The sequence below is a fragment of the Vibrio sp. 10N.286.51.B11 genome (assembly GCF_041469245.1).
Taxonomy (GTDB): Bacteria; Pseudomonadota; Gammaproteobacteria; order Enterobacterales; family Vibrionaceae; genus Vibrio; species Vibrio crassostreae_C.
This window is the reverse complement of sequence record NZ_JBFRKI010000041.1, coordinates 14426-41074: the sequence shown is the minus strand read 5'-3', so window position 1 is coordinate 41074 and position 26649 is coordinate 14426. Positions and strand designations below refer to the sequence as shown.

The window sequence follows — 26649 nt, the reverse complement described above, 5'->3', positions numbered from 1 at the left end:
CAAATCAGTCTTCTTAAAAACAAAAATGGCTCCCAACACGGAGCCATTTTTATTTGCTATCAGCCTATCTCACAAGACACTGGCACATCTAGATTATGAGCACAGAAGACCTTTCTGTGCAGGTTGCGTCATTTCGATGTCACCTTGTAGAGAACGGTAAACGATGGTGTTCCACACTTCACCATTATCCATTTCAAACTCAATAGCGTAATTCAAACCCGCGACAACCTGAGTTCGAACACTCAAGATCTGCTTGAGCTCAGCTGAAGTGTTCATTTGGCTAAGAACTGCGTTTAAAGCTTGCTTGGCTTCTGGTGTTATCTCACTTTTCGACCAACCACCCGTCAGGTTTTTAGTGCTGCAGATGGGGTTCGCATTCTCTTGCGGTTGAGTTGGTACTTCTGATTTCTGACTACACCCAGCTAACGCCACGACACTAAACAAGGTTGCTGTTCCAAGTAATGATGTTAATCGTACGTTCTTCATAAATTCTCTCTACCTCAATCATTTACGAGGGATTACTCGCAATAATGTTTCATATGCAGGCAAGCTTAAACCTCGAATGTCATCACTTCATCAGAGATTATGGTGTAACTACTCTATAAACACAGGAGATTGTCAGGAAAACAAGACGAGCACTGGAGCTCTGCTTTTATCCACCTGATATTTAAATCATTAAAATGAGTAGCGAGAGAATAAGCGAGTATAAGACAGATATAATGCATCAGTTAATTACATATCTCACACCAAATACATTCACGCTGTAATTAATAAGATGAGCTCATGTTGATTTGGATTATGATATTGGTTCAAAAAATAGATATTTGAGATTATTTTATAAATTCAAAAGTTTATGCTCGGCTTAATCATGTCTGATTTTAAAACTGTGATCCATCCCTACAAGTTGTTGATAATAATGTACTTTGTTCATCTGTGAATTCATTCAAATATGGAAAATCTTTATTGTTAAGGGTGGGTGCAAGTAGTAAAATCTCACCCGATTATGCAACTTACTTCTCACAACATGGACACAAGTAAAGTTACGATTGGCTCTCTCAAAGTAACGTAACTTCAAACACATACCTAAAATCAGTGTCCTATAGATAGTGCAGATCAAATAAAAATAATTATATAAACCTAGGCTAGGTTAAACATGAAATTAACGTCGTCTTTAGGCTCACTGTTGGCTAGCAGTCTGTCTATCGAAATAAAACAGCGAGCGCTGATAGAGCTCGTCATCAACACTTATCAGCCACATGAGCGCACTGAGCTTTTTCAAAGCGTGACTGAATATCGTAGAAGCCAATTAGAATTGCTTTTCCCAGAGCATCAAAACAAAAGCTACTCTGTATTGTTTGAGGTGATGGACTACCGCGATCTGATTCTGCGCTATCCAAATACACTATCTGCAGAGATTGCTCTTCTAGAGCAGGCTGTAGGGCAGTGCTATATGCATTGGCTAGATTTCTGGTGTGAGTGTGAAATTGCTGCGATCAAAGCAAAATCTCCATTAAATCCAAGCTCCATTTCTCATGTCGACCTCCCTATCAATGACAGTGCTTATTACGGTGCGATCATCGAACAGATAGAACATGAGCCACTTTTGGTACAAACACCGAGTCACCCACAAGGAATGCCAATCAGCGATGCCATTGCTTTAAGCAATCTCGAGGTGTTCATCAAGGGCGAGAAATGGTTTGAGATGCTGCCTTTATTACACCTTTCTCAGGCAGGTAAGCATTTTATTCTGCTCAAGCATCCAGTCGATGAAGCCTTTCCAACACTGGTTTCCTCTGCGCTGATTCAAGACTGGTCTAAGAATGACACTTGGCTAAGTTACGCACCGCCGTTCAGCAATGAGCAATGGCAATACTGTTTACCCAATTACGGCAACGATGAACTCGCAGGGTTACAACTTTTCACACCGCCTACACTGTCAAAATGTTACTCTCTCCCAGAATTTGACCAACAATTCCAGTTACAATTGTCCGACAAAGATGCCCTGTGTGAGGTGTTACGTCTGACAGTCAGTGGCAATACCCAACAAAAGCTCTATTTCCTCTACCTTTCTCAAAAAGAGCTGATGAGTGTGTTACACCAAATAGGCTATAAGATTGGCTTCACTATTATCGAGCAACCTTTCATGCTTCAGTTTTATCAAACCATTGATTCCAATGCATACTTCCATTCTGGATATTGCGAATTAAATGACGATGGCACGACAATTTATCGTGGATTCTGGAATTTTGAGATGATGGTAAAAGCGTTCAATAATGTCGATTTTCGAAGCTACAAACGCGCAGTGCGAGAAAGCAGAAAGTCATTAGAAAAGTCGCGCTCGGCAGGAAAAACTAGCTCGGTGAAAAAGGATGAACATGTTTGATTTCGGCCTAGAGGCGATCATCTATGCAAAAGCAATCACACTGCTTGCAACCGTGGCTGTGGTTGTCATGTGGTTGTTCTATTACTGCTATCGCCTGAAACAGAAGAACGAAGTGATCGCAGGGACACACCATGCCCCTTACATCGCGTATTCGATCTGCATTGTTGCGTGGATCAGCAGTAACGCTTATTTCCATACCGACTTATTACCGGAACTTGGGGCCTCGGCCGCCGTGTTCGCCGCAAAGTTTGCCAACCTCGCCTCGTTCTTTGCGTTTGCCTTTGCCTATTACTTCTCGTGCAAACTCGCCGCTGAACAACGTAATGGTAAGGTTCATGTGTGGCAGCAAGCCATTTTCGTCACCCTGACCGTCTACTCCTTCTTTATCAATTTAAGTCCGGGGTTAACCGTTGAACACGTCACCATTGCAGGCCCAAGCCAGTTCGTGATTGAGTTTGGCCCGCATACGCCGTACTTCTTTATTGGGATGATTAGCTTTGTAGTGCTAACACTACTCAACCTGGTGGCCATGCGCGCCAACAGCAGCAAGCTAACTTTAGCCAAAACCAACTATATGATCGCCGGCATTTTAGTCTTCATGCTGTCTACTGCGACGATCCACCTAGGCATGACCTACTTCTTGCGTGATTTCTCGCTCACTTGGCTGCCACCAGCTTTGTCGATAAGTGAAATGTTGTTCGTTGGCTATGCCCTGCTGACCTCGCGCTTCTACAGCGTGAAATACCTGGCGTACATGAGCCTAAATGCGATGTTGGTTTGTGCTATTTTGGTGATCCCTTTTGGCGCGATATTTATCCCGCTGACAGACGACAGTCAATGGCTTGTTGCTATCCCAATCTGCGCGATTATCGGCATCACGTGGCATGTTCTCTACAAGCGCGTAAGCCACTACGCCTCGTTCTTTGTCTACGGAAACAAGAAAACGCCAGTACAACAGATCCTCTCACTAGAAGACGATTTCAAGCTGTCGATTGATGATGCAATGCGTCGATTAGGTAGCCTATTGCAGATTCCCGAAGACAAGTTGCGTCTGGTGAACAGCAACTACAACGAAACCTTCTACGAAGATTACCTGTCTACCAACAAGTCCGTTTTAGTGTTCGATGAGCTGTCTCAGGAGCTTGATTACACCGCACCAGCCAAGCGCTCGATAAAAGCCCTATATGACAAGATGAGCTCAAACGACACCGCTTTGGTGATGCCTTTATTTGGTCAGGGGAAATCGGTCACGCACTTATTGGTCTCATCACATAAGAGCAACGATAAGATGTTCTCTAACGAAGAGATCTCTGCACTGCAAACCTTGTTAACTCGTGTACAAAGCACCATTGAAGCCGATAGACGCATTCGCCAAAGTCGCGCGCTTGCTAATTCTATCGCACACGAAATGCGTAACCCGCTGGCTCAAGTGCAGCTGCATTTTGAGGTGTTAAAACAGCACATTGATAACCAAGCCCCAGCTAAACAAATCCTAAAGGATATTGAGAATGGCCAAGCGGCGATTCAACGCGGGCGACAACTGATTGATATCATCCTGCGCGAAGTCAGTGACAGTACGCCTGAACACGGCCCTGTGGCCATGACCTCTATCCACAAAGCCGTAGATCAAGCCGTAAGCCACTATGGTTTTGAGAATGAAAAGATCATTGAACGCATTCGTTTACCACAACACGCTGATTTTGTAGCAAAGCTCAATGAAACCTTATTCAATTTCGTTATTTTCAACCTGATACGTAATGCAATCTATTACTTTGATTCTTATCCAGAAAGCCAAATTGAGATCAGCACCAACACAGGGCCTTACGAGAACGTTCTGATATTCCGAGATACCGGCCCTGGCATTGACGAAGCCATTGCACATAAGATCTTTGATGACTTCTTCTCTTACCAAAAAAGCGGTGGTAGCGGCCTAGGGCTTGGCTATTGCCAACGTGTGATGCGTTCATTTGGCGGCCGAGTTGAGTGCCACTCTAAACTTGGGGAGTTTACTGAGTTCCACCTGTACTTCCCGGTAGTACCCAATGCACCCAAAGCAGACGCACTTCGTACGCCTTACTTCAATGATTGGAAAAGTAATCAAACCACAACTGAAAACAAACCCAACGCAGAAGTTAAGCCAGATAACCAAGCGGAAACGCAAAGTTCAGAGCCAACAAGTACGCTAACCCCAGAGAACCATTTGGCTCCAACCGTGCTTATCGTCGATGATAAAGAAGTGCAACGCACGCTTGTTCAGATGTACCTGAGTCGACTTGGCGTAAATAGCTTACAAGCTAAAAACGGCGAGAATGCCGTCGAGCTGTTCAAAACACACAAGGTCGATTTGATCTTAATGGACGTACAAATGCCGATAATGAATGGTTTTGACGCAAGCCAAATCATCAAGGCACGCTCTCCTCAAACGCCAATCATTGCTTTGTCTGGCGAATCAGGACAGCACGAGTTAGATATGATCAGCAAGTTGATGGATGGTCGCCTAGAGAAACCAACCTCCTTGAACGTACTGCAACACGTGCTCGATAACTGGCTTGAAAAAGACTGGGCGTCGAATGCTCCCAAAGAAACCGAAGATGAAGAGTAAATTCAGGAAAACACGAATCGCAATTTAGCCAGCTGATTACTGTTTGTCTCATTACATTGCTTTAATTATTCATCAAAAAGCCAGCCGAACAAGGCTGGCTCTATCAGAACTAAACGCTCTAATTAATCTAAAAGTGAACGAACATAATCAGCGATTTCTTGGTTTTGGCAATGCTCAAAGAAGCATTGTTGGAAACGCTCGCTGCCAACCGCTGTTTTCACTAGATCTTGGTCGATAGCTCTCAGAGAATCAATAAAGTTATCTTTTACCACCGCCGCTTTCACTTCATTCAAAATTGCTGCATTACGTTGCTGTGGTTCTGCACGTTCTAGTGGATACCCATTACCACGCTCGCCTGTGAACGCTTTTTCAAAGATATAACGAATGTTGAGTTCACCTGCCCAGCCAAAGCCTTTAGCAAAAGCGAGAGCGAGAGCATTGCCGTTGTTGATTTGGTTAAACAAGAAAGCATCTGATGGCTCTAGGCAGTAACCACAAACCACACCCGGGTGCAGGTTCAGTGACATCAAAGCACCTTGCCCTGTTCCACATCCCGTCACAACAAAGTCCACAGCCTTTGAGTTGATCAGAATACTGGCCATGATACCTAAGTGGATATACGTTAAGTGGTGATCATTCTCGTCGGTCATACCTAAGTTGAAAACATCGTGACCAATGCCACCCGCCACTGACTCTAGCTCAGCTGCAACCATGGCATTTTTACCTGCCTGACTGTTTTCCATCATTAAAGCGATTTTCATTTATCTTCTCCTGCAAGATTGCTGCAAACTCAAAATTTAGAATAAAAAACCAACTAGCGTGCTAACCAACCACCGTCAACAGCAATGGTATAGCCATTAATGTAATCCGATGCTGATGATGCTAAGAACACACAAGGACCTGCGATATCTTGCGGTTTACCCCAACGTTCAGCCGGAATACGCTCAAGAATCGCTTGATTACGCTCAGCATCTTCACGCAGAGCTTGAGTATTGTTCGTTTCCATATAACCGGGGGCTATCGCATTCACGTTGATATTATCGCGCGCCCATTCGTTCGCCATCGCACGTGTCACGCCCATCACAGCACTTTTTGAAGCCGTATAGGAAGGAACTCGAATGCCACCTTGGAATGAGAGCATCGATGCAATGTTAATGATCTTTCCGCCAGTACCTTGAGCCTTAAATTGCTTTGCAACAGCCTGAGACATAAAGAACACCGTCTTGGTGTTCACGTTCATTACGTCATCCCAATCTTGCTCTGAGAACTCAATAGCATCTTGGCGGCGAATAATTCCTGCATTGTTCACGAGAATGTCGACTTGGCCAAACTCAGCCAAAGTGCGCTCTATAACCCCTGGAATGCACGCTTGCTCGAGAAGATCAGCACTCACGTTTAGGAACGAATGACCTGCTGCACTCATTTTCTCAATAGTCTCTTCAGGCTCTGTTCGGTTAACACCGACAACCTTACAACCGGCTTCCGCTAGGCCTAATGCAATACCTTGCCCAAGCCCCGTGTTACAGCCCGTCACTATCGCTACTTTACCTTCCAGACTGAATGACTCTAAGATCATGCTCGCTTCCTCAATTACATTGGATTCATTGCGTATCGTTATTACCAATAATTAAATCATACAATAAGATGTAAATACGAGAGCGACGTTGTAGAAGTTCGATCTTGCACCAAAATCAGTCGAACAAGTGAAACGGCACCACAAACTAAATGAATAGGGGAAAGTGATTTGAAGACGAGAAACCTATAACCCACTATGAACAATGAGTTCGAAGATCACCCAAACCAGATATTTTAGGGATTTGGCAACAATTCCATGATTTAAAAGAGTAAAAGGGTTATACATAATAATGTGTTATCTAAATTACTGAAATTATCATGACGCTCAAAGAGATCCTTAAAATTCCCAATGTCCGCTACTTCTTGATGTTTAGAAGCAGCTACTTTGCGCGTTTTTACTACCCTATATTCACACTACTTTATTTAGATTACGGGTTAACCCTGTCTCAATTCGCGATGCTCAATGTAGTTTGGGCGGCCACCATTGTGCTTGCTGAAGTACCGTCGGGTGCATTCGCCGATACCTTAGGCCGCAAGAAACTGGTGGTGCTGTCTTCGATTGTGATGTTTGTTGAGATCGCAATGATCGCCTTAGTGCCAACCGGAAACCCCGACTTGGTGTTCATAGTCTTTCTGATTAACCGGATTCTCAGTGGCTTAGCGATGGCACTGGCCAGCGGCGCCGACGAGGCATTGGCTTACGACACCTTAAAAGAACAAGGTAATGAAGAGTTGTGGCCTCGAGTGCTGCAAATCCAGCTTCGTGTCGCCTCAACGGTCGGTATCTTTGTCACACTAATTGGTGCGGCGATGTACGACGTGAATTTTATGACGAACATCTTTCATTTCCTTGGACTAGCCGAACCAGAAAGCACCAAAGATCTGATGCGTATTCCTGTGTTCGCCACCCTATTTGTAGCGATGATCGCCATCTATGCCGCGATTAATATGCGCGAAGAGAAAAAGGTGATGCCAAGCGACCAAACCAAATTGGCAACCACCATCTCAAGTCTTAAATTGACGATCGATGCGGGTAAATGGGTATTCGCTACACCTTACGTGCTGTTCATCTTGCTCTACTACAGCCTATTCGAACACACCTCACGCATGTTCCTAACCATGAACAGCCAATACTATCTGGCGATTGATATTCCAATTATCTACTTTGGTTTTATTGGTGCGGGTATAAGTTTGCTTAAGATTATATTGGCAGGACAAAGCCGAAGATTAGCAGAGAGTATTGAGCCTAAAACCTTCATTGTGGTCATGGGTTTAGCAAGCATGGCGACTTATTACTGGATCAGTTTAGGTTGGTCGATTTACGGGGTCATTCCGGCGTTGGTGTTAATCTTTATCATCATGACGATGAACATTTTCATCAGCTACCACCTGAATAAAAAGACCGAATCGCACAACCGAGCCACCGTTCTTAGTTTCAAAGGTTTAATGTTTAACCTCGGATACGGGCTGATCGGGATCTTGTACGCTTACTACTATAAGTTGGTGTCTCAGGGCTTCACCGAACAAGAAATAGAACAGAACCTTGCCTTCTTGGCCTCACTGTCTTCGTTTTTCTATTACTTCACCTTACTGTTCATTTCGATCAGCGCGCTGTTCTATTTCAAAAACAAGAAACAGCCGATCTTCTGAAGAAAGCATCGAACTGTTGAAGATATCTCTACTGCCGAATAGAGAATAAAGGTGAGCCTGTGGCTATAAACAGATAATGACACTTCTTATCAAGTGATTTTTTGTTAGTATCACCACCAAATTACATAACACATGGACGCGTCATGTCTTTTAGTTGGATAGCCTTTACTCTCCTTGCCGCCTTTAGCCAATCTTGGCGCAATGCCTTTCAAAGTAAATTAAGTGGCACCATGAGCGTGGCTGGCGTAACGTTAGCGCGATTTATTTGGGCTAGCCCTATCGCCCTTATTTACCTCTGCGCCCTCTATCAATGGCAGCCCGTATCCGCACCGGATTTTTCGGGTGAGTTTGTTTTCTATATTGTTGCTGCCGCCATCATGCAGATCCTCGCGACCGGCTTAATGGTGATGCTGTTCAAGCTCGAAAACTATGCGATAGGCGCAGGCTTAGCCAAGTGTGAAGCCCCCGTATCTGCTGTGCTATCCGTATTGTTTTTTGGTACTGCTTTGACACTAACAGGTTGGGTCGGCGTACTTATTGGTACTTTAGGCGTGCTAATCATGAGTAGCGCTTCTGGCTGGCGAAGCTTGTCCCCGAAAGTGTTCTTATTAGGTATGGCGTGTAGCACCGCCTTTGCTTTAACGTCTCTTTGGGTACGGGAAGCAAGTTTGAGCATAGGGTTGCCCTTCCCTCATAGCGCTGCTTGGGTGCTGTTCCTCGTCATTTCCCTTCAGACAGTGATTATCTGTACGTATCTCTTTTTCAGAGAACGCGACACGCTGCGCCTGATATTCAAGAAGTCGAAACTAGTCATCATGACAAGCTTAGCGAGTGTTATCGGTTCTCTGGGTTGGTTTAGCGCGATGTCGCTTCAAGCCGTGCCGTACGTAAAGACACTCGGGCAAGTCGAAGTGATCTTCATGGTGTTGATATCCTATTTCTGGTTAGGGCAAAGCATCGCGCGCAAAGACATTCTTGCGCTCATCTTGCTTTCTATCGCAGCAGTATTGGTTATGTGGCAGTGACGAGCTCGTTAATATGACTAGGACAAATTGAAGTCATATTGCGACCGTTTGTTTTCGCTTGATATAACGCTTTGTCGGCTCGGCTAATAAACCCATTCCAACTCTCATGCGGGTGAAGCTGAGCAACACCAAAACTCGATGTCAGAAACATCTCATGTTCTTGTACTGCTGATACCTCTGAAATAGACAATCGTAACTTGCAGGCAATAACCTGAGCTTGTTGGAAATTAACATTGGGCAATAAAATCATTATCTCGTCTCCGCCAAAACGAAACGCACTGGCTGTTGGCGATGTTTTGATTGCACTTTGAACCATTTCAGCAAAAGACTTGATCACGAGGTCACCTACAATGTGTCCGTGTTGGTCATTGATCGACTTAAAATTATCAATATCCATCATAATGGCACTAACAGGTGCAGTTTCCGCCTGCTTCATGATAACTGGAACCATCTCATCTAATGCTCTGCGGTTTCCCAGTACCGTTAGAGGATCGCTGTAGGACAGCTCGTGAATAGAACTAAGCAACCTTGCGTTAATCAGCCAAAGCATTGTAAAGCTCATCGACACAATAAGAACGATGCTCACTAAAAAGGCAAGTTGATGAATGAGAGTGGCCGCCATGAAATCCTGGAGCTCAGCGGAAAATAGTGTCACCACAACTCGAAAAACCATAAACCCGCCATATATCGTAAATGACAAGGCCATCATCCGAATACCTAGAGTCAAGTCATCACGCCGGCCCTTTAATACCGCAAAGGCAGTGCAAAGAGTCACAAAAGCCAGATATAAACTAATGAGGATAATTCGAGCCTTTATGGAAGGCTCATAGAACGTGAAGTAAATAAAACATGGCAAAAGAGCCAACATCATTAGACTACTGAGGTAAGTGCATTTGAGAGAATATTCTCGAAACAGACATAAACTATACAAGGCGAGATGAAAACCAAGCGCAATGACCATATTGGCACCAATAACGGTGACCCAATCAGGGAATTCCCCTCTTAGGCTCAACATCAACGGCCCAGTTCCGATAACAAATATTGAAATGGAAAAGATTGAAAGCCCTTTAATCGGCTGTTGAGTGAATTGAAATAACAATAAGCCAATACAGTAAATGAAAGAGAACAAAATAATAATGAAATTAAGTGTTCTCATATCCAGCGAAAAACCATCCATTATTTTCTATCTTCCATACGCAAACCAAATCACAACATGGTTAATAATCATACAAACAAAAGAAACATTCACTATATGAATCCTTGTATTTTACAAAATAAGGGATAGATCACATATGCGGAGATTTTTATCGCATGAGTCCATGATGTGGATAGGCATGTAACACTCGCCCTCAATATTGCTTCATAGCATCACCGAATCTACAGGCTTCTTCACTCGTTACTTGGTTGAACGACAACTGTCTGGCATTATGCGCCCAAGAAATCTCTAGGGGCTGTTGACCTTAGTTATTATACAGCAAAGAATGAACGAAGGTAGTCAGTGGTAGAAAACAGCCAACAATTAAGTGACCGTTACGACGAACATGGTTACTTTGTTATCAGAAATTATTTCAATGAAGCTCAAATTGCATCGCTTAGAAAAGTCGTGCTGAAATTTCATGAATCATGGAAAGCAGACAACGAAGAATTCTATAAAGAAGAAGCATTTAACTCGTCTTTAATTACGGGAAGCGAGTATTTGCCTGCCGACGATAGAAGCGTGCTTTTCGACTTCATCAGCTCGAAACAAGTGATGGATGTGGTTGATGCGGTGATTCCGAACAAGCCGGCATTCATGAATACACAGCTGTTCTTCAACCCAGTAAACCCGCAGCAAAAAGACTTCTGGCATCGTGACTGTCAATACGACTACGACATTGATGACCAGATGAAAGTCATCATGGAAACCCAAGTATTGCATCTGCGAGTGCCCCTTTTTGATGAGCCCGGCATGGAACTTATCCCCGGCACGCACAAACGTTGGGATAACGAAGAAGAGTACAATGTTCGCCAAGAAGAAAACGGCAAAGTGAGCAGCGATGACATCTCTGGTGGTAAGCAGATACCGTTAGCCGCAGGTGACTTATTGGTGTTTTCAGCGGATATGATCCACCGAGGCCGATATGGCTTGGATCGTTTGGCTTTGGATATTTTGATCTTCGATTCGGCGGCAGACTATGTCGACTACGTTGATGACGACTGTTTACCGACGCCAGCTATGTTAAGCAATATTAGCGACCCAAGGTTGTTTATGAACACGCTACACTTAAAATCAATGCAGTACTCATAATCCATAAAGGTGCCCAAACTATGACTGACACTAAGCAAAATACCCGAATTAGCCAGTTCCGTTTCGGTCAGCCAAAAGAATCTCTCAAGTTAGAACATGTCGCTTTAGGGGTACTAGACAAAGATAAAGTTCGCGTACAAATTGAAGCGACTAACATCAACCCTAGTGATCTGTTGTCGATTTATGGTGTGGGCCAATACAAACATAGCCATCAGCCGCCGAGAGTACCGGGATTTGAAGCGGTAGGAAGGATTGTAGAATCCAGCAGTGCTGAGTTTATAGTGAATCAACGAGTGCTTGTGGCAACCAGTGGAACATGGCAGAACTATGTCGATGTATCACCAGATGATCTGTTCCAAATTCCTCAACATTTAGACAATGGCTACGCCTGTCAGTTGTACATTAATGCGCTAACCGCATGGGTGCTAACGACAGAAATAGCCAAGCTGACCCAAGAGGATGTGTTGATCATCAACGCGGGCAGTTCAGCCATCGGTAAGATCTTCTCCCAGTTATCAGCATCACTCGGCTTCAACATCATTGTCGTTACATCACAGCAGACACAATACCCTGCCACTTCCTGTTGGGTGATAGATGCGAACGCTGATCTAGTTTCTCAAATTAAGGCATTAGGCTTGCCTATGCCAACCGTTGCCTTTGATGCGATTGGCGGCTCACCCGGAACCGATCTTGTTCACACCCTTGGCAACAACGGGCGCTTTATCAACTATGGGACGCTGTCGTTGGATTTTTACGAGCCACGCTTCTTTGAGTACGCGAAAAACCAACACATCGATTTCAGCACCTTCTTCTTGCGTTATTGGGAGGAAGCAGAAGGTAAAGATGTTCGCCGTGATAAGTTCACGACCATGCTAGATCACTTCATCACAAACGACATTCAGCTCGACGTTGACCGCTATCTACCATTCGATGAAGTGCAAACCGCGATTGATCTCATTGAATCGAAAACCACACGCCTAGAGGGCAAGATCATCTTACTGCCACAGTAAGTGAGAGTTGGACGATATATACCTTGTTTATTTCAACAGGCAAGACGTTCAACAGCTTACAAGCGTGCTTGTTAATACACCATCGCTTAGGAAGTTTGATTAAAGAAATCGAAGATTGAAAAGATAGCGAAGAGTTGTGGTGCATTTCTCCATAACTTAAGTGGTTACGAGATGGTCATGAGTCACATTTATTTGAAACATCAATAATTTGTATCACTAGAAATATGATACTGATCACCCATAAGATAACCTCGATTCTATATGGTAGCGTCATACTTAAAACCACGATGTGAACATACTTATGAAAAGACACATACTATCAAGCGCCATCCTACTCTCTCTAGCCTTTCCCACCTTTGCAGCTGATGGCGATATACACGATGTCACGATACTGGGTACTTCAGATATCCACGGTCATTTTATGGCGTGGGATTACGCGGCAGATAAACTCAACACTCGTGGTAGCTTGAGCCAAATCGCGACCAAAGTTGGTGAGATCCGCAAAGAGCAATCTAACATTATCCTTGTCGACGCTGGCGATACCATCCAAGGCAACTTCGTAGAAACCTTCAAAGACGAGCCCGTTGATCCAATGATGCTTGGCTTTAATCACATGAAATACGATGTGTGGGTTTTAGGTAACCACGAATTCGACTTTGGCCTCAAAACCCTCAACAGGGCCGTTACCCAATTTAAAGGGCAGTCTCTCGGTGGCAACATCAAGAACAAAAACGGAAACCCATTCCTGCCTGGTTACACCATCCTAGAACGCGGTAGCATTAAGATCGGCGTGATCGGAATGGATACCCCAATGACGGAAGTCTTTGCGCAAGGTACCAACCGTTTAGAAGGCGTCACTTTCACTAATCCAACCTTGGAAGTGAAGAAAATCGTCAAAGAGATTGAGGATAAAGTGGATGCCATCATATTGGTTGCCCATATGGGAATTGAGAACGAGAATGACATTGCCGACACCGGTGTCACCGACATTGCCAATGCAAACCCAGAGCTTGATGCCATCGTCGCTGGCCACATGCACACTCGCATCGATAAAGCCGTTGTAAATGGCGTTATTATTACTGAACCCGACAGATATGGCCGCGCCCTATCTCGTATCGATCTTCAATTTGAAGAGCGCGATGGCACATTCACTCTCGTCAACAAAGACAGCTTCACCTATAAAATTAAAGGTATCGACTCTGATGAGAATATGGACGAGTTATACCAGCCTTACCACAAACAACTCCGAGAAATGGCGAACAGACCTGTCGCTCAACTTACCGGCGTTGATTTAGTCCCAGAAAACGAAATCCGCGGTATCCCTCAAGTCCATGTTCAAGACACAGGCATCAGTGCGCTATTCCAAGAAGCGAGCTTCTTCTATGCACCCAAAGCCAATGTCATTGCACTTCAAATAGACAACGACAATGCAGAGCTCGATGTTGGCCCAATCAAAGCCAAAGACATCGCGTACAACTACCAATACGCAGGTGGCGAAATCACTGTCTATCAGATGACAGGCAAAGAGCTGAGAACCTACATGGAATGGTCTGCAGGCTACTTCAACTCAGTACAACCTGGCGATGTGACCTACAGCTTTAACCCTGAACGTAGAGCTTCAAAATATTCGACCAATGACTTCTTCGCGGGCGTGACTTATACCATCGACCTCACTCAACCTGCAGGTACCCGCATCACCAACCTCGCGTTTGCTGATGGCACACCGGTTACTGATCAAACAGAGATCCGTATTGGTATGAATAGCTATCGAATGGGTCATCTAACCAAGAAAGGCGGCGTGCTAGAAGGTGAATCATTCCCTGTACTCTTTGATACGGAAGCAGAGTATGGAGAAGAAGCAGGCACGATTCGTAACATGACTATCAAGTATCTTAAAGAAGAAAAGAACGGCCAGTATGAGGGTAAGCCTCAACAACGATGGGCACTTTCTGGTTTAGAGAGTCGTTACAATGAACAGCGTGAGATCGTAAAATCATTGATTAATGATAAAACCATATCAATCCCAACCAGTGACGATGGCCGCTACACAAACATCGCTTCTATCAACGTAAAAGAACTGATGTTCAAATCTGACGAAGCCAAACAAGCAGCCATAACCACACGCGAAAAGAAACTGGCGCAGGCGACTGAGCAAGAGAGTAAGCAGATCAAACGCGAAATCACTCTGATTGAAGCGCTCAATTAACCCCTGACCTCAACCAATAACGACTTAACAACGCTTAGAGCGTGGTTAGGTCGTTGATTACGGAAAGTTGAGTACGATCCATATTAAGTGACGTTGAAAAATAGAAGTAAAAGCAGACTCTTTGACACACTCATTACTATTGTAAGCAAGTACTTTGCAACTTGAAGGCTACACCGCCTCCCCCCCTTTTAGTAAAACCTAATAAATCAGATAGTTATCCACAGGTAGCCCCATTTCTTTATCTTGCCTTCCATCACATGCATGTTGATAATACGAAGAATCTCTCACATAAGGCGAGAGCTTCTTTATAGGTAATAATATGAATAACCCTGAATTGGTTTTCGCTATCGCTGCTTTGTTAGGTGCCTTAGCAAAATTAATCCTCGCAATAAAGTCCAAGTAACTAGATTTTCTTGGGCCTTGCTAACCCTGATTGGCTTCAACCAATCGGGGGCGTTTTCTTTTAAAACGAATTGGAATTGGGACAATTTTTAACATAGATATTTATTATCTATAAACAGCCCCAAAAGCCTCCTCGGTGACTCATAGCTCCCACTAACATCTGTATTCCTCCTCACACTGATCTATTTCTCTCTTTTCGCAGTACAAGTTATTAATTATTCGATATAAATCGCTTTCTTTTTCAAATTGTTGTCTACAGTTTTATAGAGCTTGTCGCTTCAGTAATTGCCACAAGTAACGACACCTTTTGATGGTAGGTTTTGGTTATAAGGAAAGGAAATGGAAAGCCCAATTGTCACACTCACACATGCCAGCAAAAGCTTTGTTGATGGTAAAGACACTCATAGCGTGTTGGAAAATGTCGACTTCGCTTTGGCAACAGGGGCAAGCGTGGCTTTGACAGGGGCGAGTGGCAGTGGAAAGAGTACTCTGCTTAACATCATTGCGGGGTTTGAACCTCTATCCGGTGGAGAATTGTGGCTTGATGGCGAGAACACATCAAATTGGAAAGATCCACAATGGAGCCGATTCCGCCATCAAAAATTAGGCGTTATCTTTCAACAGTTCAACTTGCTGACGCCACTCAACGTAAAACAGAACATCGCCTTCCCTCTCCATTTAAATCAACAAAAATGGGACAACTGGTGTGATTATTTAGTTGATACATTGGGTATCAACGAGTTACTCGAAAGACATGTATCCGCACTCTCTGGCGGTCAGCAACAACGAGTCGCAATAGCGCGCGCGCTAGCCCATAAACCCAAACTATTGCTTGCCGACGAACCCACAGGTAACCTCGACCACAAAGCAGGCATTGAGGTAATGAAGCTGCTGAGTGAAATCACCACACAAGGCAACACTGCGGTGCTTTTGGTTACGCACAGCCCAGAATGCGCCAGCTTTATGCAGACAAAATTGGTGTTAGATGATGGTTGTTTAAGGAACGCCGATCTAACCCCAAGAGCAGCAGCGTTGTGAGTAATCCAATGAAGCAAACTGGCTTCGCTCAGAACCAGCTCACCCATACCAAACTGACTCTGAATCTATTCGCGGCACACTATCGTCAGTCACCATTGCAAGCCGCAGCGATTCTGATCGGCATTGTGCTTGCGGTCACCTTGTTTGTCGCGGTGCAAGCCATCAACCTCAATGCCAAGCGCAGTTATGCAGAATCGACCGAGCAACTTAGCGCTCAAGCGCAGAACCTTATCATTCCACCACCAGGGCAAAACTATTTGCCGGAATCGCTCTACTTCAGCTTAAGACAAAGTGGATTAAGCGCTGCGCTACCTGTAATTGAAGGACGAGTAAGAGACGAACAAGGCCGACGCTGGTCAGTTCAAGGCAGTGAGCTAATCGCCGCCCTCACTTCAAGAGCTCGCCACGCTCGCATCGACGAAAAAAGCAATACTCAAGCCAAAGAGCCAAACATTTCCCTGTTCGACAATGCCTTACCTTTGCCGCAACTCTTAGCGGGAGAACCCATTGTGATGATTAGCCAATCTCAGCACCAGAGTTTGGACGAAGTAGACGCACTCACTTTGGATGAAGTGCTCACTCAAGTGGTAGTGCTACCAGATGAATGGCAGCTCGGTAGCAGAATGTTGATGGATATTGGGTTCGCTCAGCAACTGCTTAACAAGCAAGGGCAACTGAGCTACATCGCTATTTTTGACACTAAGAGCGACACGAACAGCAATACACAGGATAAATGGCAAAGCCTTATTGGCGAGCAAGGGCAATGGATTTCCAACAACCAAAGCACAGATCTCGGTTCAATTACCGATAGCTTTCACCTCAATCTCACCGCCATGAGTTTGTTGGCGTTTTTGGTTGGCCTATTCATCGCTTACAACGGTGTGAAATATAGTCTGCTGAAACGTAATCGGCTGTTGGTGCAAATTCAACAAGCCGGCATTGCGCCAAGCATCGTATTTTCAGCTCTGTTAGTCGAGCTGACTCTTTTAGTCACACTAGGCGCGTCGCTTGGTTTCATTTTCGGCATTCAACTCAGCCATTGGCTACACCCAACCGTCGCGATAACACTTGAGCAACTTTATGGTGCAACACTGCTTCCCGGTACATGGCAGTGGCAATGGTTAGTGCAGGCACTGCTACTCACGCTGGCCGCAACGCTTGTCGCTTGTTGGCAACACTTTAAACAGCGGGTGCGACAACCCCTCTCTTCCCATGGCGGTTTCTATCAAGCGCCGGAAACGTCTAACGAAAATCAGCTGTTTGTTATCGGGTCAGTATTAACTATTCTCGCGTTAGCAGGTTTATGGATGAGCGAACATCATCGCTTCACCATGGCATGGCTCGGTGTGTTAGTGGTATCGATTCCTTTGTACCTGCCCAAAACGCTAAGCGTGCTAGCGAACTGGAGCGAAAAACGCACCCAATCGGGGTTAATACAATATCTGTTTGCTGAGCTACGTGAACTTATTTCCCCTCTCTCCCTTGCCATGATGGCGTTGCTTCTCGCTGTCACCGCCAATATCGGAATGAATACCTTAGTCGGCAGCTTTGAATCCACGTTAAAGCAATGGCTTGAACAGCGCTTACATGCCGATATTTACGTTAGCCCTGCCCAAGGTGAAATCGCGAATGTGGAACGTGCGTTAGAGCAGTTTGAAAATGTTGAAACCGTTTATAAGCAATATTATGTCGATGATAACTTGCAGGGCTTACCTACTTTGCTCGGCACCAAAGACAAAGACACACTTGAGCAAACCATGGTATTTCAATCCCACCTTGATGATTTCTGGACGCGCTTTTACCAAGGTGAATTCGTGGCGATCAGCGAACCTACGGCAGTGAAGCTCGGCTTGCCGCTTGGAAGCCGACTCAAGCTCGACGCGATCCAAGACAAAGCGCTCATCGTCGGGGCGATTTTCCACGATTACGGCTCACCGAATGGCGAAGTGTTACTTGCACCTAATTTGTGGATCGAAAGCGGATTTACTGACTTACCCACCAGCTTGGGAATCAAAGTCTCTGGCGACCCACAAGTGGTGTACGAACAGTTACGCCAACAACTCAATCTGCACCCAGGTCAGCTTTACAATCAAGCACAGATCAAATCGATCGCGTTGGATATATTCTCACAAACTTTTGCCATCACGCGGGCGCTTAATGGCGTCACATTAATGGTGGCGGTGATTGGGTTGTTCTGCGCCTGTTTCATGTTGCTCGATGCACGTAAAGCCGCCATTGCAAGGCTGTATGCACTCGGTGTTAGTCAGAAAAAATTGATGGCAATGGTGGTCGGGCAAATCTTTGTTCTGGTCGCCTTCACTCTGGTTATCGCTTTACCACTCGGCGCTATGGTCGGTTATGTGTTGACGGACATCGTTACCCTACGCGCCTTTGGTTGGAGCTTAAATTACGTATGGAATTGGAGTGATGCACTCAGCATCGCAACCATCACCATTTTAGTGGCAGTGATTGCGACCTTGATTCCACTGTGGCGTTTGGTCAGCAAACCCGTGGTATCCAGTTTACAGAGCGAGGTGTTGTGATGAATCGAACAATGAGAATTTTCGTTCTCACAATTGGCATCTTGCTCCTTTTAGGGTGCGACGAGTCCACTCAACCAGCAGCTCAAAATATGGGTTCGATACTCGGCACTGGAACACAAACCGAGAATGAAGTACAAAAAGAGACTGAGCAATTCACCCCGGTAGTAAAAGGTATCGACATCACCTTCCCTGCCGACCATCAAGCACACCCTGATTTTCGTCATGAATGGTGGTATTTAACCGCAAACTTGATTGATGAAGAAGGCAATACGTTAGGCGTGCAATGGACACAGTTTCGCTTCGCCTCTGCCCGACAAGAAAACGACAATCAAGCCAAGCAGCCTAAGCAAACCGCGTGGCAAAGTCAGCAGATCTACATGGCACATAGTGCCGTCACCACCGAAGACAAACACTATGCCGATGAAAAATGGTCACGTGACCAAGCTGAACTGGCGGGTGTAAGCGATTCGCCGTTTCGTGTCTATCTTGATGATTGGCAATGGACGTCGACGACCGATGACCTGTTCCCAGCTACATTGGTCGCCAACTCGGATCAATTTGGATATTCGCTTAAGTTAACCAACAACGCGCCTTATCAAAAGCAAGGCGAACAAGGCTACAGCACTAAAAGTAGCGATGGTAAAGTGGCTTCTTATTACTACAGCCAACCATTCATCGATGTATCGGGCGAGGTAACCATTGATGGAGTCACACATCAGGTGTCTGGTAAAGGTTGGATAGACAGAGAGTGGAGCTCGCAGTTCTTACTCGACTCGCAACAAGGTTGGGATTGGTTTGCGCTAAGGCTGAGTGATGAAACCAGCTTGGTGGTATTTCAACTTCGAAACTCAACTACAGGCAAAGCCAGCTATTCTCATGCGAGGTTGATGAATCAAGATGGCTCCGGCATCGCGATTAAGCAGCAAGACATCAGCTTAACCGCCATCAAGCAAACTAAAATCGACGGGCGTGACTACCCAACAGAGTGGCAAGTTTCGATTCCAAGCCAGCAAATAGAACTGACCGTCTCGGCACTCAATCCAAATGCCAAAATGCCGCTGTCGGTTCCTTATTGGGAAGGGCCAATTGAAATCAAAGGTTCTCATTCTGGGTCTGGCTATATGGAGTTGACTGGGTATTAGATTGTGTATTAATACAGGTGGAATCTAACAACAAATACATCGCGATAACCATCAACTAAAACACTTTCAACCAAAACCTCCACCACGGAGGTTTTTTGTTATTCCATATGTTCTATTTACCTTAACGCCTGTTGAAAAATATCTAATTTAACCAAACACTGGGCTCCCCTAAAATACCAATCAAATGGTTAGAGGAGATAGAACATGCTTAGCTCAGTGCACAATGACGAACTCAACAGATACATCGAGAAACTAGACTTAAACCTTACCAAGGATCAGGTTCGTGAACTTGGTTGGCAGCAAAGTAATGAAGAGGTAGGAAAAGAAAAAACAGTATTAGGCTCGTGGTTTTTCTTTTCTTTCTTTGGCTTATGTACGTCTGCATGTCTTGCGCTGCTAATGTATATCTCATGAAGATAAACAAAACAATGACCACGTATAACCAGCATGGAACCTTCAATTGGTTCGAGGTCGACGGAGAAACGTACATACTGTTCAAAGTGGGCAGCAACAGTGCTCTATTGAACCAACACTATGAGGATGTCACCGAACAACAGAGCGAAATATATGGGCTGTTAGGGGCGATTCCATAAGCTCATACTGCACGTATTCACTTATGGTCTATCTATTCACTTGTGGTCTATCTACGTACTAACTAGCACAAACATCCGTTCTTTTGGCAACAAGACCGAGCTACAACAAACGGTTCTTATACTGCTCTGGCGTTTGGTTCGCGTAACGTTTGAACATGGTGATAAATGGGCTTGCTTGGTTATAACCCAATGTAAGAGCGACCTCTTTAACCGATTGGCCGTTTCTCAACAAGTCCATTGAGTATAGGTAGCGCACTCGCAGTCGCCACTCGGTAAAGCTCATTCCAAGCTCGGTCTGGCAGTGGCGAGAAAGGGTTCTTTCCGTGGTGTGGACACGTTCAGCCCAATCTTTCAGCGTCACTTCATCGGTTGGGTTCTCTTCAACAGAAGCCAATATAGGCGCTAGATACTTATTATCGGTTGAAGGCAAGAAGTGGTGTTCAACCTCACGCTGCGCAAGTTGGTCAAGCAGTACCTGAACGAGCCTTTGGTCTTGCTCGGTTTCCGCAACATTGATCCCACGATCGCGAAAATCATCGATAATAGAAGACACAATCGGCGTGATCTTTATAAGGCTGGTTTTATCTGGCAGGTGTTGCGTGAGTTCTGGGGCGATATTTAGTGAACAGTAGTCCAAAGGCTTACGGTTATAACTGCAATGCATCACCCCGGCCGGTACCCAAATCGCTAGATGTGGTGGCGCTAGAAATCGAGTGCTTTCCGCTTCCATCTCTAATATACCACCACTGATCAATTGAACCTGTCCCCATGAGTGGCTATGAACTCGGGTTTCAGTGTTCGAAAGAAACGCTTCAAAATTCATAAATACGTTGGATGGTGCCTTATCAATTAATAAGGATGGATGAAGGTTTCTGGAGTGTTTTTTCAAACTTGTCTTCCTATCGCGCTTAATGTCTTTATAAAGATACTTGTAAGTATAACGACCTGTCAAACTAGCCGCATCAACTCATTCGCCACGGAATTCACATGCATTACCTATTACCATTTTTTACAGTCTGTATCTGGGGCGCCAATGCAATCGTCAACAAGCTTGCTGCAAACACCATAGAACCTAGCGCGATGAGTTTTTACCGCTGGTTTTTTGCGATGTTAATTCTCACGCCTTTCTGTATTCGCCCGGTGATGAAGCAGTGGGCTGTCATTAAGCCAAACCTATCGAAATTAGCGTTCCTCGGCTTTTTGGGCATGGTGTTGAACCAATCTCTAGGTTACTACGCCGGCTTAACCACAACCGCTTCCAACATGGCATTGATCACGTCTCTAGTCCCGTTGATCAGTGTATTTCTAAGCGTTCCTTTGTTGCACAAGTCCATTTCTAGTTTAAGTATTGTTGGCGGTGTGTTGTCACTGTCAGGCTTAGCTCTGATGTTAGGCAAAGGCGACCCTTTGTTCTTCATGCATCAAGAATTGACTCAAGGCGATGGCTATATGCTGATTGCGGCCTTTGTTTATGCTTCTTACTGTGTGCTATTGAAACGCTGGAAAATGCCCATCAGTAGCTGGGTGGTGATTTACATTCAGGGTCTGTTTGCTGTCGCGATGCTTACGCCACTTTGGCTTACCAGCGAACAACTGTTACCACCGCAACAAGCGATCCCATTGATAGCTTACGCCGCGGTTGCCGCTTCGATTTTAGCGCCTTGGATGTGGGTGAAAGCAATTGACACCATTGGTGCTGACTCAAGTGCGATGTTCATGAATTTGCTTCCGGTTGTTGCGATCGTATTAGCCGCGACATGGCTTGGTGAAGAGATTAACCAGTTCCACATCATTGGTGGTGTGATGGTGATTTCAGGTGTCATCCTTGCTCAAATCAGAAGAAAACCAAGGCTTGAGGCTCCTCTCCCTCAACAAAGCTAAACGCATTACCCAACGCTCACATTAGGGTAAAAATTCCAACTCACGTTTCACACAGCAAATGAGAGTGGCTACTGTAATCCATACTATGATGAGCCCTTACAGCAAGCGAGTAAAACGGAAGATTAGTCTAAACGCTTTACTTTATATCAGCACGATGAGTCGTTACTCAACTATTCTTCAGCAGTTATACCTTTATATCATTACAATCACACACGATTAGTACGAAATACACTAAAAGGCTTCCCAAACAATAATCCGAAAGGAAATATCTACGCGAAGGATCTATACTTTTTAAAACAGTAAAAGTGAGCTGATAAGAAAACAATAATCACTATCACTTTAGTGGTATCTGAGATACAGCCACTTTAACTAAACCAAATCAACAGCGGTTGGTTGGCTAACACAAAAGAGTACCGACATGAGTACCACACGGCTTAGAAACACCTAGCATTACGCTAGGTGTTTTTTTTGCAATCGACCTATCTAGTGACTTAATCAGTATTTCTATTCTCTTGCTTGATATCACTTCATCCATGTTTGCCATTCGCCTGATACGCCTTTAAGCACCAATATTCATCAACTGATCATCTGTTTGAAAAATAGTCTTAACCATGAGATTATCCGCTTTAACTTATGTCATCTTAAGTATATTGTTACTAGCAAGTAACAAGCATGTTACGCAGCAAAATAATAATGAAGGAAGATAGATGAGCAGTAGCAATAGCCAACAAGATGGTAAACGAGACGTTACTCTGCGTTTTTTAGCTGAACCCGGGGATGTGAACTTTGGTGGTAAAGTTCATGGTGGTGCAGCAATGAAGTGGATCGATTTAGCAGCCTACGCTTGTTCTGCTGGGTGGAGTGGTAAATATTGTATTACCGCTTACGCAGGGGGGATTCGATTCGTAGCTCCGATCCATGTTGGCAACCTTGTTGAGGTAAGTGCGAAGGTCATCTATACCGGTTCATCTTCTATGCACATCGCTATCGACGTTCAAGCCAGCGACCCTAAAGAACTCAACAACCGCCTAACGACTCACTGTATCGTTATTATGGTCGCTGTTGATGAAAATGGTAACCCGACTAAGGTGCCAGAATGGGTGCCAGAGACACCAGAAGACATCGAATTACGAGATTCGGCTATTCGCCTAATGAACATGCGAAAACAGATTGGTGAAGAGATGGAAGCTCACGTGAAGTACCTTAAGTAAGGTCCACCAGCTGCCCTCCCCCTACAAAACCTTATTACAATGCCAAGCACCTGCTTGGCATTGGTTGATCTAATACCCTCGATATTTACAAGCAAAGCCTCAGTAGATCTAATACGACCTATGAGAGCGTGATGCCCAGCCAAAGGTTGAAATGAATCGGCACTTGTTCGCGGATTTATTTTGACTGTAATAAAGTCGTCATTTTGCTCTGTTTAAATACCGCCAATCATAATGGATGTATTTGAATTTCCTGGAGCCACTCTTGAGCGTCACACGTCCCACTCTTAGCGAATCTACACTGAACAATTTAAAGGCGGTTGAGTACCAATGGGTTAGAACTTTGTACGTCGAAGGCTACGACAGCAACGAAATTAACCACTACATCCAAACTTGTTTTGGTGGTGACCAGACGTTTGCGGATCTATTTCGTCGTGTGGCACTCGATCAAGAAAGCATCTATGTGCTGTTGCAGCATCTTGGCTGTGCTCCTTCTAGTAGAGAATTCTAACCTCAACAATCACTGTTCGACCCAAAGTCGATAAAAGTCACTATAACCTGTGTTTCTTACTTGAACCCCTCTGACTTGTTGAGTTCTAGACATTTCTTCATAACCAGAAAATAACGGTAAATAGGTATAACTTAAACGTAAATCCCTTTCCATCTCCATCAACTCACTAGATGGTGATTCGCCACTTATCGCCCGTTTTATCTTAGCTTGATGCTCATCCATTTTAAAACGGTCAAAACTAAATCGTAATCCCGTTGACACACTTAACCATTCGTAAGTTCCGTAATCAACAGGTGTCTCTATTACATCTTCAATAAGGAGAATATCAGCTAGTTCAGACACCAAATGAGGATTACTAATGTTACTGACGATAACAACTTCCAACTCCACTCCTGTTGAACGGATAACATTATGTAACCATTGAGAATTACGAATTAAGTATGGAATAGTCCATTTGGGCTCAGCCAAGACAATCTTCCCTGTCAAGCTTGGGGCGTTTGCTATCATTGGCCTAGCTTTACAGGGATCAAAAGCTAAGCTTTCGACCGCATTAATAGGATCATGTAGCTGTTTTTGCTGATGGATATAATCGGCTAGTTGGCGCCAAGTATCTCGCGAAATGTTCGAGTCAACCCTTTCTCGATAAGTTAAATAGAATAAAGCACTAATACCCTGAACTTCAACTTGGTCCGACGGGCAATTAAAGCTAATCATATTTTGCATATCGGCATCGGCATGCGACAAAGTAACTCGTTCTAACAAAGCTCGAGTAGAGAAATAGTCTTTATGTGCTCGAAGTTGAATACTGTCTTCACACCAGTGTTCAATCTTGAACGGCCCTGTTCCAATATGGTAACTGTATTTATCACCGAAACTTTGCTGATCTCGACAAACAATAGATGCGTTAGACATAGCTAGCATATAAGGAAAAAACTTGTTGGCGTACTTGAGAGTAATAACTAAACAATTGGGTGCGACTGCATCTACGCGTTCGGCACATTGCCATAACTCTTTTATAGGGCCATTACCCTCAATTAAACGTCTAATACTCCAAACTACATCTTGAACTTGCAAAAGCTCACCATCATGTCGGTAAACGCCGGGACGTAGCCATAGAGTCATCCTTGTATCTTCCATCACCCAATCGTGAGCTAAGGAAGGCATTAGATCACCATCTGGACTCTGAACCAACAATACATCATATACGCTTTTTGCTATATGCAGTTCTGCATGGCGAAATGTCTTAATTGGATCAATAGTGTTTACCCACGGATAGGAAGCTATCAATACAGCATTACTTGATTCATTGGTTTGATTGAGTTGTTCAGTTGCTATAGTAAGAGCTCGGACGGCTGTCGAACCGTAGAGGTCGACGAGGCGGGATACTAATTTAAAACTGCCTTTAATTAGTTCGTTAATCAATAATTCGGTAATCGCTTGTTGCAACGATTTTTTAATCGTAAGTTTACTCGGATTACTCCTACCGACTGCGGGGATCCATTCTATCCAACCTTGTTCGGAGAGCTTTTTCATAACAATTGATGCATTACGTTTAGAGGTGCATAGCGCAACCTCTAATTCACCTAAGCCTATGGAATGGGATAAGTGAATCTCAAAATGCTTAAGCAACTGATCTAAGTGTCTAAGGTTTACATCATTCACAACAATTCCACTGCTATTTATCTCAGCTAAAACATAGCAAAGGGAGCCATATATTCCTAGCTCCCTAGAATTTCAATATTAGAAGTGGTAATTCATTCCAAGAGAGAAAACACTAATCTCAGCATCCACAGTGGCAGTCGCACCAAGCCCTTTTGCCACTTCTAGTTCTGGTATCATATAATCCCATGTTGCTTCAATACGAAGATTATCTGTCAATGAAAAATCAGCCCCTAAGCCATATATGGCAGCCACTGTTGTGTCAGAAAGTGTTGAATGGCCAGCAGCACCAACGAAAGAATTACTTACCTTAAACTCAGCATTAAAATATGCTACCCCAGCTTTCGCAAAAAGGTTAAAACGGTCATTAATCGGTAAAATAACTTTAGGTTGAATCGCTGCAAATTTCATGTCGCCGACTGTCACTGAACCACTGTCCAAAGCATCATAACCTCCAATGGAGCCTTCCAAAGCAATATAACGGTTGAACTGATAACCACCGTAGATTTTGCCCGCTAAACTTGAATCATCATCTAACTCTAATGAAGAGATGCTAGAACCAAGTGGAGAATCAACAGAAAAGTCTGCACTTTCGAAATTTGCTTGACCAACAGATGCTCCAATATATGGGTTTGCATGTACAGCAGAAGCTAGCATCAGGAGAGTTGTTGTAACTGTTGTGATTGTTGTTTTTCTTAACATTGTATTTAACTGCCTATCTAAGAATAGTATTTATTGTTTTTACACATCCTTTACCCTTAGCAACCAATGAATTCCCTTTCACTGGGTTTCGAAACAGAATAATATTAATGAATAGAAAACGATTAAAACACGTAATTCTTTATCATCTTTTTTCCACATATCTAAACAATTAGACACAACTGCTGATATTCAAGATATTAATCGTAAAATCTCTTGGACTTTGGACTTTGGA

The 26649-nt window shown here is 44.2% G+C and carries 22 protein-coding genes and 1 pseudogene; 16 read left to right on the top strand and 7 right to left on the bottom strand.

Annotated elements, in window-relative coordinates; all coding sequences use genetic code 11:
• Positions 1-93 precede the first annotated feature (93 nt).
• Complete coding sequence (locus AB4154_RS19935; RefSeq protein ID WP_017064277.1) at positions 94-486, bottom strand: cystatin domain-containing protein; 393 nt, start codon at positions 484-486, stop codon at positions 94-96.
• 667 nt (positions 487-1153) lie between these two features.
• On the opposite strand from AB4154_RS19935, the gene AB4154_RS19930 reads away from it, so the two are divergent.
• Positions 1154-2383: an acyl-homoserine-lactone synthase gene (locus AB4154_RS19930; protein ID WP_372123926.1), complete on the top strand. Its 1230-nt coding sequence runs from the start codon at positions 1154-1156 to the stop codon at positions 2381-2383.
• Entirely contained in the window at positions 2376-4985 is a 2610-nt protein-coding gene (locus AB4154_RS19925) for a response regulator (RefSeq protein ID WP_372123924.1), read from the top strand. The genes AB4154_RS19930 and AB4154_RS19925 overlap by 8 nt, the downstream gene beginning before the upstream one ends.
• Before the next feature lie 122 nt (positions 4986-5107).
• Here the strand turns inward: AB4154_RS19925 and AB4154_RS19920 are convergent, their stop codons facing one another.
• Together AB4154_RS19920 and kduD are read right to left on the bottom strand one after the other, a co-directional pair.
• Positions 5108-5746, bottom strand: a complete 639-nt coding sequence (locus AB4154_RS19920) for an RpiB/LacA/LacB family sugar-phosphate isomerase (protein WP_017059986.1) — start codon at positions 5744-5746, stop codon at positions 5108-5110.
• Between the two features lie 53 nt (positions 5747-5799).
• Entirely contained in the window at positions 5800-6561 is a 762-nt protein-coding gene (gene kduD, locus AB4154_RS19915) for a 2-dehydro-3-deoxy-D-gluconate 5-dehydrogenase KduD (protein ID WP_017067926.1), read from the bottom strand.
• 317 nt (positions 6562-6878) lie between these two features.
• Here kduD and AB4154_RS19910 point away from each other — a divergent pair, with 317 nt between their 5' ends.
• Complete coding sequence (locus tag AB4154_RS19910; RefSeq protein WP_017067925.1) at positions 6879-8210, top strand: MFS transporter; 1332 nt, start codon at positions 6879-6881, stop codon at positions 8208-8210.
• Between the two features lie 143 nt (positions 8211-8353).
• Positions 8354-9235 (top strand): multidrug transporter, encoded by an 882-nt coding sequence (locus AB4154_RS19905; RefSeq protein ID WP_372099890.1) that lies wholly within the window; start codon positions 8354-8356, stop codon positions 9233-9235.
• Here AB4154_RS19905 and AB4154_RS19900 read toward each other — a convergent pair.
• Positions 9222-10412 (bottom strand): GGDEF domain-containing protein, encoded by a 1191-nt coding sequence (locus AB4154_RS19900; RefSeq protein WP_372123922.1) that lies wholly within the window; start codon positions 10410-10412, stop codon positions 9222-9224. The genes AB4154_RS19905 and AB4154_RS19900 overlap by 14 nt on opposite strands.
• A gap of 321 nt (positions 10413-10733) precedes the next feature.
• On the opposite strand from AB4154_RS19900, the gene AB4154_RS19895 reads away from it, so the two are divergent.
• The 8 genes from AB4154_RS19895 (at position 10734) to AB4154_RS19860 (ending at position 20456) form a co-directional block, all read left to right on the top strand.
• Positions 10734-11522 (top strand): phytanoyl-CoA dioxygenase family protein, encoded by a 789-nt coding sequence (locus AB4154_RS19895; protein ID WP_017059991.1) that lies wholly within the window; start codon positions 10734-10736, stop codon positions 11520-11522.
• A 20-nt stretch (positions 11523-11542) separates the two neighbouring features.
• Positions 11543-12532, top strand: coding sequence for a zinc-dependent alcohol dehydrogenase family protein (locus AB4154_RS19890; protein WP_017059992.1), 990 nt, complete (start codon positions 11543-11545; stop codon positions 12530-12532).
• A 301-nt stretch (positions 12533-12833) separates the two neighbouring features.
• A complete protein-coding gene (locus tag AB4154_RS19885; protein ID WP_372123920.1) occupies positions 12834-14738 on the top strand; it encodes a bifunctional UDP-sugar hydrolase/5'-nucleotidase in 1905 nt (634 codons plus the stop codon).
• 741 nt (positions 14739-15479) lie between these two features.
• A complete protein-coding gene (locus tag AB4154_RS19880; protein WP_372123919.1) occupies positions 15480-16178 on the top strand; it encodes an ABC transporter ATP-binding protein in 699 nt (232 codons plus the stop codon).
• 8 nt (positions 16179-16186) lie between these two features.
• Positions 16187-18721 (top strand): ABC transporter permease, encoded by a 2535-nt coding sequence (locus AB4154_RS19875; protein WP_372123968.1) that lies wholly within the window; start codon positions 16187-16189, stop codon positions 18719-18721.
• A gap of 11 nt (positions 18722-18732) precedes the next feature.
• Positions 18733-19863, top strand: coding sequence for a lipocalin-like domain-containing protein (locus AB4154_RS19870; protein ID WP_372123918.1), 1131 nt, complete (start codon positions 18733-18735; stop codon positions 19861-19863).
• Between the two features lie 204 nt (positions 19864-20067).
• Complete coding sequence (locus AB4154_RS19865) at positions 20068-20277, top strand: hypothetical protein (protein ID WP_048609786.1); 210 nt, start codon at positions 20068-20070, stop codon at positions 20275-20277.
• Positions 20274-20456, top strand: coding sequence for a hypothetical protein (locus tag AB4154_RS19860; RefSeq protein ID WP_017060054.1), 183 nt, complete (start codon positions 20274-20276; stop codon positions 20454-20456). Before AB4154_RS19865 ends, AB4154_RS19860 begins: the two co-directional genes overlap by 4 nt.
• Before the next feature lie 100 nt (positions 20457-20556).
• Here AB4154_RS19860 and AB4154_RS19855 read toward each other — a convergent pair whose 3' ends face one another.
• A complete protein-coding gene (locus AB4154_RS19855) occupies positions 20557-21345 on the bottom strand; it encodes a helix-turn-helix domain-containing protein (protein ID WP_029235520.1) in 789 nt (262 codons plus the stop codon).
• A 98-nt stretch (positions 21346-21443) separates the two neighbouring features.
• Between AB4154_RS19855 and AB4154_RS19850 the strand changes: the two genes are divergently transcribed.
• The 4 genes and pseudogenes from AB4154_RS19850 to AB4154_RS19835 all read left to right on the top strand — a co-directional run bounded on the left by AB4154_RS19850 (position 21444) and on the right by AB4154_RS19835 (position 24056).
• Positions 21444-22337, top strand: a complete 894-nt coding sequence (locus tag AB4154_RS19850; protein WP_372102771.1) for a DMT family transporter — start codon at positions 21444-21446, stop codon at positions 22335-22337.
• A 48-nt stretch (positions 22338-22385) separates the two neighbouring features.
• Positions 22386-22640 (top strand): annotated as a pseudogene (locus AB4154_RS19845) (peptide ABC transporter substrate-binding protein); the annotation flags it as partial.
• A 404-nt stretch (positions 22641-23044) separates the two neighbouring features.
• Positions 23045-23548, top strand: coding sequence for an acyl-CoA thioesterase (locus AB4154_RS19840; protein ID WP_372123916.1), 504 nt, complete (start codon positions 23045-23047; stop codon positions 23546-23548).
• A gap of 235 nt (positions 23549-23783) precedes the next feature.
• The gene (locus tag AB4154_RS19835) at positions 23784-24056 is read left to right on the top strand and encodes a hypothetical protein (RefSeq protein WP_017079795.1); all 273 of its coding nucleotides are present in this window, start codon (positions 23784-23786) and stop codon (positions 24054-24056) included.
• Positions 24057-24065: 9 nt separating this feature from the next.
• Here AB4154_RS19835 and AB4154_RS19830 read toward each other — a convergent pair whose 3' ends face one another.
• Both AB4154_RS19830 and AB4154_RS19825 read right to left on the bottom strand, forming a co-directional pair.
• On the bottom strand, positions 24066-25718 hold the full coding sequence (locus AB4154_RS19830) for an ABC transporter substrate-binding protein (protein WP_017079794.1): 1653 nt from the start codon (positions 25716-25718) through the stop codon (positions 24066-24068).
• Between the two features lie 78 nt (positions 25719-25796).
• The gene (locus tag AB4154_RS19825; RefSeq protein ID WP_017079793.1) at positions 25797-26417 is read right to left on the bottom strand and encodes an outer membrane beta-barrel protein; all 621 of its coding nucleotides are present in this window, start codon (positions 26415-26417) and stop codon (positions 25797-25799) included.
• Between the last annotated feature and the right edge of the window lie 232 nt (positions 26418-26649).

What these genes read in the sequence shown, in the direction of transcription:
- AB4154_RS19875 (WP_372123968.1), top strand. Translation starts at nt 16,187, where the DNA reads ATGAAGCAAACTGGCTTCGCTCAGAACCAGCTCACCCATACCAAACTG.
- AB4154_RS19885 (WP_372123920.1), top strand. Translation starts at nt 12,834, where the DNA reads ATGAAAAGACACATACTATCAAGCGCCATCCTACTCTCTCTAGCCTTT.
- AB4154_RS19930 (WP_372123926.1), top strand. Translation starts at nt 1,154, where the DNA reads ATGAAATTAACGTCGTCTTTAGGCTCACTGTTGGCTAGCAGTCTGTCT.
- AB4154_RS19850 (WP_372102771.1), top strand. Translation starts at nt 21,444, where the DNA reads ATGCATTACCTATTACCATTTTTTACAGTCTGTATCTGGGGCGCCAAT.
- AB4154_RS19860 (WP_017060054.1), top strand. Translation starts at nt 20,274, where the DNA reads ATGAAGATAAACAAAACAATGACCACGTATAACCAGCATGGAACCTTC.
- AB4154_RS19900 (WP_372123922.1), bottom strand. Translation starts at nt 10,412, where the DNA reads ATGGATGGTTTTTCGCTGGATATGAGAACACTTAATTTCATTATTATT.
- AB4154_RS19910 (WP_017067925.1), top strand. Translation starts at nt 6,879, where the DNA reads ATGACGCTCAAAGAGATCCTTAAAATTCCCAATGTCCGCTACTTCTTG.
- AB4154_RS19825 (WP_017079793.1), bottom strand. Translation starts at nt 26,417, where the DNA reads ATGTTAAGAAAAACAACAATCACAACAGTTACAACAACTCTCCTGATG.
- AB4154_RS19890 (WP_017059992.1), top strand. Translation starts at nt 11,543, where the DNA reads ATGACTGACACTAAGCAAAATACCCGAATTAGCCAGTTCCGTTTCGGT.
- AB4154_RS19920 (WP_017059986.1), bottom strand. Translation starts at nt 5,746, where the DNA reads ATGAAAATCGCTTTAATGATGGAAAACAGTCAGGCAGGTAAAAATGCC.
- AB4154_RS19905 (WP_372099890.1), top strand. Translation starts at nt 8,354, where the DNA reads ATGTCTTTTAGTTGGATAGCCTTTACTCTCCTTGCCGCCTTTAGCCAA.
- AB4154_RS19880 (WP_372123919.1), top strand. Translation starts at nt 15,480, where the DNA reads ATGGAAAGCCCAATTGTCACACTCACACATGCCAGCAAAAGCTTTGTT.
- AB4154_RS19925 (WP_372123924.1), top strand. Translation starts at nt 2,376, where the DNA reads ATGTTTGATTTCGGCCTAGAGGCGATCATCTATGCAAAAGCAATCACA.
- kduD (WP_017067926.1), bottom strand. Translation starts at nt 6,561, where the DNA reads ATGATCTTAGAGTCATTCAGTCTGGAAGGTAAAGTAGCGATAGTGACG.
- AB4154_RS19835 (WP_017079795.1), top strand. Translation starts at nt 23,784, where the DNA reads ATGTATTTGAATTTCCTGGAGCCACTCTTGAGCGTCACACGTCCCACT.
- AB4154_RS19935 (WP_017064277.1), bottom strand. Translation starts at nt 486, where the DNA reads ATGAAGAACGTACGATTAACATCATTACTTGGAACAGCAACCTTGTTT.
- AB4154_RS19870 (WP_372123918.1), top strand. Translation starts at nt 18,733, where the DNA reads ATGAGAATTTTCGTTCTCACAATTGGCATCTTGCTCCTTTTAGGGTGC.
- AB4154_RS19840 (WP_372123916.1), top strand. Translation starts at nt 23,045, where the DNA reads ATGAGCAGTAGCAATAGCCAACAAGATGGTAAACGAGACGTTACTCTG.
- AB4154_RS19865 (WP_048609786.1), top strand. Translation starts at nt 20,068, where the DNA reads ATGCTTAGCTCAGTGCACAATGACGAACTCAACAGATACATCGAGAAA.